The sequence below is a fragment of the Deferrisoma palaeochoriense genome, from assembly GCF_054656955.1.
Map to the genome: position 1 here is coordinate 20,975 of NZ_BAAHXI010000055.1, position 6,069 is coordinate 27,043.

Sequence of the window (6,069 nt, forward strand, 5' to 3'; positions counted from 1 at the left end):
TGGTGCGCGTTTTTCAAGTGCTGGTGTACCACCGCGTATGTCCGAATGCAGACGGCGTATTCGACGGTGTTTCGCCCGGGGTACTGCAGAAGAAACTAAGGGTTCTCCAACTTGGTTTCGATATAGTAAGCGTGGGCAAAATTTTGGAAGGGGGCGGCGCGGGAGGGTGGTCGCCGCGGAAGCCTGCGATTGGGGTTACCTTGGATGATGGCTACTCTGATAACTACCTGTTTGGATTTCCTTTGTTCAAGCGGCTTGACATCAAACCCCTAATTTTTCTCACAACAGGGCCCTTGGAAACAGGCGAACCGCTCTGGCACGACAAGATGTTCACGGCGTTCGCAAGAACCCGGAAGGAGAGGTGGGGGGTCAACGGAAACGACTACGATTTCCAGACCCCACAGGGCCGCGCGGCCGCGAGCGAAGCGTTCGCCTCGTATGTCCGGCGGTTGCCGGAACGAGAAAGGGATGATGCGATTGAAGCCCTTTGCAGGGAACTGGGCGTCTCCCCAGACGAGGCCGCAAACCGGACACCTATGTTGACATGGGATGAGGTGGCGGAGATGGCCGAGTGGGGTGTGGAGTTTGGGGCGCACACGGTGACGCACCCGATTCTCTCCACCCTGCCCCCGGAGCGGCAGGAAGAGGAGATCCGAGGTTCCATCGAGACGATCGAGCGCAGGCTCGGAATCCGGCCGACCCTGTTTGCGTATCCGAACGGGAGGCCGGAGGACTTTAATGAGGATACGGAAGCCATTTTGGCCAAGCATGGAGTGAAGGCGGCTTTCACAACCGTGCGAGGCGTGAACCGCCCAGAGACGCCGAGGTACCGGTTGCACCGCGGGGCGGGTTGGTCCCAGAACCCGTATCGTTTTGTGGCGCAAACTCTCTGGTATAGATTCTCAGGGTAAATGGTGGAATAGACCTATGTTGAGAAATTTCGATCATAAAACGCGGTTGAGCATTGTTCTGTTGGGCTTGGTCATGCTCTTGGGGAACGGAACCGCGTTGGCCGGCATTTCCACTGCTCAGTACCCGTCACCAGAAGAAATATTGGAACTCCCGGAATACTGTCAAGTGCAGAGACACATGATCAAGTATTTATATAGGGGTACCACAAAAAAGCCTGGGGCGGATATTTCGGTGAAGGCCAAAAGATGGGAGGCCACCCTCGGGACAGGGAACTATAACCATTTGCACCATTACTGCTGGGGGCTTGCTCAGTTGAATAGGTGCTTCAAGGCTGTGGACCCGTATCCAGAATATGATATGCACAGGAGATCTAATTTAAATCAAGCAATCGCCAACTTCGAGTACGTGAGATTGCGTGTGAGCGATGATTTTCCATTGCTTCCAGAATTGCTACTTAACGAAGCAATTGCATTTAGAGAACTTGGCAAATTTCAAAATGCCATTGATTTGTTGATGGGCTCTATCAGCCGTCGGAAAGATTATGCGCGGGCCTACGTTGAACTGGCCCGGATTCTCGAGGCGCAGGGGCGTGTGGACGAGGCCGGGGAAGTCCTGGTTCAGGGGGTGCGGGAGACCAACAATGACCCGGCCATCGCGAAAGCCATGGAATCGCTCACCAACTCTCGTTAGTCGCCGAGAACCCCGATGCCCCTTCGCGACCTCGTCCTCACCCTGGTGATTTTCGGGAGCGTGCCGGCCATCCTGCGCGACCCCTTCTGGGGCGTGCTCATGTGGAACTGGCTCGCCTTCATGAACCCCCACCGGTACACCTGGGAGTTCGCCTACAACATGCGGTTCTCCCTGGTGGTGGCGGCGGCCACGCTGCTCTCGTTTGTGATCTACAAGGGCCGCAAGGCCGTGCCCTGGCGGGCGCCCATGATTTTGACGGTGCTCCTGTTCCTTTGGGTGTGCACCACGACTCTCGTGGCCATGAACCCCTCGGGGGCCTACGCCGAGTGGGAGCGGTTCGCGAAGATCATCGTGATGGTGGTGGTGGCCTCGGCCCTCCTCCACACCCGGGAGAGGGTGGAGTGGCTCGTGTGGGTGATCGTTCTGTCCCTGGGGTTTTTCGGGTTCAAGGGGGGGCTCTTCACCATCGCCCACGGCGGGGCCTACAGGGTGGGTGGGCCGCCGGGGAGCTTCATCGAGGGGAACAACGAACTCGCGTTCGCGCTCGTGATCATGCTGCCCCTGGCGCGCTACCTCCAGCTTGTGGCCACGAACCGGAAGATCCGGTGGGGGCTCACGGTGCTCATGGTTCTCTGCGGGTTCTCGATCGTGGGGTCCTGGTCCCGCGGGGCGTTCGTGGCGGGCGGGGCGATGTCTGTGGTGCTGTGGCTGCGGAGCCGCCGGAAGCTCGTCATGGGGGTCGCCATGGCCGCGATGATCCCCGTGCTCTATACCTTCATGCCCGCCGACTGGCACGCCCGGATGTCCACCATCAAGACCTACGAGCAGGACGCCTCGGCCATGGGGCGGATCAACGCCTGGAAGATGGCCTGGAACCTGGCTCTCGACCACCCGGTGTTCGGGGCCGGGGCCCGGGCGTTCACCCATGAAAATTTCTGGAAGTACGCGCCCAACCCCCGCGATGTCCACGACTCCCACAGCATCTATTTCGAGATGCTGGCCGAGCAGGGGTTCGTGGGGCTGGGTTTGTTCCTTATGCTCGGGATCGCCACGCTCATGAACTGCTCGTGGCTCATCCGTGCCGGGAAAGCCCGGCCCGAACTCCACTGGGCCTACGACCTGGGGTCCATGTGCCAGGTGGCCCTCGTGGGGTACGCCGTGGGAGGGGCGTTCCTGGGGCTCGCGTACTGGGACCTCCCGTACACCATCGTGGCGATCGTGGCGGCGGCCCGGGTGATCGTGGAGCGGGAGCTGGCCGGGGCCGCGGTGCCGGAGGCGGCGCCGGTTCAGCGGAGCCTCGCGGCGGGGCGGCCGGTTTGAGGGCTCTCGCGGCGGTATGCCTGGCAGGAATTCTCGCGGCTGCGGCCGCTTGGGCCGCGGGTCCGGTGGTGTTGGCCGATTTCGAGCGGGGCGCTTTGGTGTCCGGCGACGGATATCCGGGGTGGCGGCCCGAGGACGTGCGGAAGATCGCGGTGCTCACCCTCGACGATGGCAGCCGCTACGGCCGGTTCTTCTTTGCCGCGGCAGGAATTTCGGAGCGAAGCGCGTACCTCCGCTACCGCATGCGGCGCCGGTACCTCGCTACGGGCACGAGCGTGCTGTCGGCGCCCCCCGAGCCCAACGTGGTGCGGTTCCGGCTCAGGCTGCCGGCCGATTCGGTCCTCACGTGCGACGAGGGCGCGAGGCCGACCCTGGGGGTGTGGACCTACCACCTGGCCCCGGAAGATCCCTTCGTGGGCGGGGCCGACGGCACGTCGGGAAGCACCGACTCCATGATGCACGGGTACGCGAATTTCTGCGTGCATCCCGGGGCCCGGGGCCGGTGGCTCGAGGTGATGTTGGCCCCCTCGGCCTTCCGGCAGCAGCGGGACTACTACCACTGGTTCGCGGCCCAGGGGGTGACGGGGGAGGTGCCGTTCGTGGCTTCCCTGCGGGAGCTTCAGTTCGTGGTGTTCCCGAAGGACGAGGGCGGGGTCCACCCGGTGGATTTGGACGAGATCGCCCTCGACCGGGTGGAGCCCACGGGTGTTTTCGAGCCGGGGTTCCGGCGGCTCGACGCTTGGGCCGAGGGGGGCGACGTCGTGGTGCCGGTGCGCCTCGTGAACCCCACGAACCGGGACCGGCGCTACCGGGTGTTCGTGTCGAGCGAACTCGGCGCGAGCCGGGAAGCCCTCTACCGGGCGTTCGTGGACGCCGATTCCGACGGGGCCCCAACGGCCGTGCAAAAAGCCGTGGGCGGAGACGGCGGTTTAGGGGTGGCGGTTCTGACGGATGCCACGGGGGAGCCCGTGGGCTACCGGGAGATCGCGGTTCCGGCCGGGGGCGCCTGGGAGGGCAGTCTGGTTCACCGGATCCGGCCCGAGATGCTGGGGCCGCCCGTCGCCGTGCGCTACCGCGAGCACACCTGGACCGTGCGGCGCGACACCCTGACCACCTCGGTCATCGCCTGGGATCCCGACGAGCCCGCCACCCTGGATATGGACGAGATCGTGGTGGCCCCGAGCAATGCGGACGACGGCCGCCACGCCCCCCCGCCGGGGTTTCCGCCCCAGGAGACGCCTCCGGACGGCTGGCAAAGCGCCGACGTCCCCGCGGGGCAAGTGGGGGCCTACCTGGTCACGGAGATCACCCTGCGATGACGGCCCGGCCGGAAGGGGGGCTTCGGGTCCTCACGTTCACCTCGCTCTTCCCCAACGCGGTGCAGCCCGATTTCGGCGGGTTCGTGGCCCGGCGAATGGAGGCCTGGGCCGAGCACCACGGGGCCCGCTGGGCCGTGGTGGCGCCGGTTCCCTTTTTCCCCCGGCTTCCCTGGCGCACGAAGTGGGACGGGTTCAGCCGGGTTCCCCGCGCCGAGAAACGGGGCCGGTGGACCGTGGTCCATCCGCGCTACTTCATGCTGCCCGGGTTGGGCGGGTTCTTCCAGGGCGCCAGCATGGCCCGGGGGGCCCGGTCGGCCGTGGAACGGTTGTGGCGCGAGGAAGGCCCGTTCGATCTGATCGACGCCCATTTCGTGTACCCCGACGGGTACGCGGCCGTGAAGCTGGCCCGGCGGCTAGGGGTTCCCGCGGTGGTGAGCGCCCGGGGCACCGATGTGAACCTCTACCCGGAGCTTCGGGGCATCGGGCCAAAGGTGCGGTGGACCCTTCGGAACGCGGATGCGTTGATTGCGGTGAGCCGGGGGCTCCTCGATCGGATGGTCGCGTTAGGTGCCGACCCGGAACGCTGCCACCTGGTGCCCAACGGCGTGGATCTGGAGCGGTTCGCCCCGACCGAGGCGGCGGACGGCGGCCGGCCCCGGTTACTTACCGTTTGCAATCTGGTGGCCGGGAAGGGCGTGGACACGGTGATCCGGGCCCTGGCCGGGCTCGGGGCCGATGCCGAGTTGTGGGTGGCCGGCGACGGACCGGAGCGCCCGCGCCTGGAGCGCCTGGCCCGGGACCTGGGCGTGGCGGAGCGCGTGCGGTTTCTCGGCCGGGTGCCCCACACGGAGATGCCCGGCCTCTACGCCCGGGCCCGGGTGTTCTGCCTGGCGAGCCGGGCCGAGGGGTGCCCGAACGTGGTGCTCGAGGCCCTCGCGAGCGGGGTGCCCGTGGTGGCGACGGCGGTCGGCGGGATTCCCGAGTGGGTGGAGGACGGCCGAAACGGATTTCTGGTGCCAACGGGGGACACCGACGCGCTCAAGGCCGCCCTGGCCCGGGCGCTCGCCCGCGACTGGGACGCGCAAACGATCCGCGAGGCAGTGGCCGGACGCTCGTGGAGTCACGTGGCCGAGGCGGTGGATGGGGTGTTTCGGGAAGCGAGGAGAGGGCATCCGGAAACGAGGGTGGGGGCAAGCGCGTGAGAGATCGGGGGTTCGACGTCCTCAAGGTGCTTGCCATTGGCGAAGTGGCGGTCGCGCACTTCCTGGAGCCCCTTTTCCCGGCGGTGTGGGCCCCGACGGCTGTGTCGCTTCTCATCTTCGCCTACAGTTCCGCCTATTTCACGCGTCGTTCCTACGGTTTGCGTTTCGACCGCCGGGCGTACTGGGGCCGGAAGGCCCGGCGGTTGGGCATCCGGTTGCTCGCCGTGGACGCCCTGTTGCTTGTGCTTTTCCTGGTCCAGGGCAGGTCGGGGGTGTGGACGTGGCAGTCCCTCGTGTGCGCGGCAGGGCTCCAGGGGTGGCTGAATTGGCTCCATTTGCCCAATCCGAGTCCGTTCGGCCGGGGGATGTGGTTTCTCACCCTGCTCTTTGTGTTCTACGCCCTGTACCCGTGGATCGCCCGAGTGCTGGGTGTGGGAAGGCGTCCGGCGTTTTGGTTGACGCTGGGTTGGTGTGCCGCGGCCTGGGCGTTGGAGAAGGTGGTTCCCTACGGGCACGCCCTGTGGCTCACCACCTGCGGATTCATCATCGGCACCTATGCGGGGGGCTGGGGGTTGCCCATTGGTAGGAAGGAGGGTGCGATCGGGTTCGTGGGACTCGCGGCCGGC

General features: G+C 65.7%; 6 protein-coding genes. All 6 read left to right on the forward strand.

From position 1 onward, the window contains the following. Positions 1–2: 2 nt before the first annotated feature. The gene (locus tag ACYQ8L_RS14085; RefSeq protein ID WP_459942443.1) at positions 3–911 is read left to right on the forward strand and encodes a polysaccharide deacetylase family protein; all 909 of its coding nucleotides are present in this window, start codon (positions 3–5) and stop codon (positions 909–911) included. Positions 912–1,089: 178 nt separating this feature from the next. Continuing rightward, positions 1,090–1,602, forward strand: coding sequence for a tetratricopeptide repeat protein (locus tag ACYQ8L_RS14090; RefSeq protein ID WP_459942444.1), 513 nt, complete (start codon positions 1,090–1,092; stop codon positions 1,600–1,602). A 15-nt stretch (positions 1,603–1,617) separates the two neighbouring features. After that, positions 1,618–2,922 carry a putative O-glycosylation ligase, exosortase A system-associated gene (locus ACYQ8L_RS14095; protein WP_459942445.1) on the forward strand — a complete coding sequence of 435 codons (1,305 nt, stop codon included), beginning with the start codon at positions 1,618–1,620 and terminating at the stop codon, positions 2,920–2,922. Beyond that, the gene (locus tag ACYQ8L_RS14100; RefSeq protein ID WP_459942446.1) at positions 2,919–4,241 is read left to right on the forward strand and encodes a hypothetical protein; all 1,323 of its coding nucleotides are present in this window, start codon (positions 2,919–2,921) and stop codon (positions 4,239–4,241) included. Before ACYQ8L_RS14095 ends, ACYQ8L_RS14100 begins: the two co-directional genes overlap by 4 nt. Further along, complete coding sequence (locus tag ACYQ8L_RS14105; protein ID WP_459942447.1) at positions 4,238–5,443, forward strand: glycosyltransferase family 4 protein; 1,206 nt, start codon at positions 4,238–4,240, stop codon at positions 5,441–5,443. Before ACYQ8L_RS14100 ends, ACYQ8L_RS14105 begins: the two co-directional genes overlap by 4 nt. Then, positions 5,440–6,069, forward strand: a 630-nt coding sequence (locus ACYQ8L_RS14110) for an acyltransferase family protein (RefSeq protein WP_459942448.1), incomplete at its 3' end; no start/stop codon positions are given. The genes ACYQ8L_RS14105 and ACYQ8L_RS14110, both read left to right, overlap by 4 nt.

Coding starts and splice junctions, on each gene's coding strand:
- ACYQ8L_RS14090 (WP_459942444.1), top strand. CDS start 1,090: ATGATCAAGTATTTATATAGGGGTACCACAAAAAAGCCTGGGGCGGAT.
- ACYQ8L_RS14095 (WP_459942445.1), top strand. CDS start 1,618: ATGCCCCTTCGCGACCTCGTCCTCACCCTGGTGATTTTCGGGAGCGTG.
- ACYQ8L_RS14105 (WP_459942447.1), top strand. CDS start 4,238: ATGACGGCCCGGCCGGAAGGGGGGCTTCGGGTCCTCACGTTCACCTCG.